The sequence below is a fragment of the Alkalimonas mucilaginosa genome, assembly GCF_036327005.1.
In the GTDB taxonomy this organism is placed as follows: domain Bacteria; phylum Pseudomonadota; class Gammaproteobacteria; order Enterobacterales; family Alteromonadaceae; genus Alkalimonas; species Alkalimonas mucilaginosa.
In genome coordinates, this window is record NZ_JAUGZK010000038.1 from 1 (window position 1) to 1,255 (window position 1,255).

A 1,255-nucleotide genomic window follows, 5' to 3' on the forward strand; every position below is an offset into this window, starting at 1 on the left:
CTGGCACCCTGGATAACCGTTTGGCCGGGTTCACCGGTGACAGCACCACTTCACGCGAGATAGCCCAGATGTAGGCTATCATTTCTCTGGCAATGGCAGTCACTACCAGGTTGTAATGTTTACCGCGCTTCATCAGCCGCTGATAGCGCCTGCACAGCCGAAGCTGCGCCTGCCAGGCGATATCAATAACTTCTTTGCTGAGACTTTCCTGACGCTTTTGTAGCTCGGTGGAGACTCTGGCGGCATACCGGTAGGTATGCGCTCCTTCGATCAGCAAGCGCCTGGCACGGGTATTGCCAGTTCGGGTAATGCTGCCTTGTCTGCGTTTACCCCCGCTGGAATGCTCGGAGGGCACTAATCCCAGATAGCTCATCAGCTTTCTGGGATGGTCGAAGCGTGATAAATCGCCCAGCTCAGCAATCACCCCGACGGCTACCAGCAGACGTACGCCACGCATGGCCTGAATGGCTTTCACCACAGGGTAATAGCGCCAGTTTTTGACATGATAGCTGAGTTCGTTATCCAGCCGCTCCAGGCGGCGGATACGCTCAGTAATGGTTTGTATTGCTTCTTGCAGTACAATTTGCTGGGCAGGATGTGGCAGCACCAATTCAGTCAGCCAGCGCAAATGCTTTGCTGACCAGTTGTCCTGAATGCTGCAACGAATGTTGTTGCGAAGCAGCAGGGCTTTGAGTTGATACTTGGCGTCTTTTAAATCCTTCATGGCAGTTTCACGGGCGCGGGATAAATCGCGAACGGCTTCGTCTTCCGGCTCAGGTACATAGATAGGGTCCATATCACCAGAGCGCAGCAACAGTGCTAGCTTTACTGCATCGCGTTTATCGGTTTTAACACGCTCACCGGCCTTTTTTGGAATAAGAGAAGGGGCGACCACATAGCAGCAATGACCAAGGCTGGTAAGGTACCGATAAATCCAGTAACCACAGGGGCCAGCTTCATAAACGAAGTGCAATGTTTTCCCAGGGTGCTTCGATTCGAACTGGCGAACCAGCTTTTGCAGAGCTGGCTTGGTACCGCCAATGCGTCCAAGGCTGACCGGCTTGGCATCACGGCTGTCTTCGATGTAGGCGACTTCGAAAAAATCTTTGTGCGTATCCAGACCAATAAACGTTATGCTATTGTTAATCATGCTGACCTCCAGTATTGTATTCTTAGCAAATACAGTATGGCTCTGGCTGCAAAGCTAACCCAAGAACTCGGAGGTCAGCACCTCGTGGGGAGTCATTATGTCTAG

General features: G+C 52.1%; 1 protein-coding gene. It reads right to left on the reverse strand.

Annotated elements, in window-relative coordinates:
* The coding region (locus QWF21_RS18000; protein WP_330089425.1) for an IS110 family RNA-guided transposase at positions 1 to 1,150 on the reverse strand (1,150 nt) is incomplete at its 3' end.
* Positions 1,151 to 1,255: the final 105 nt, after the last annotated feature.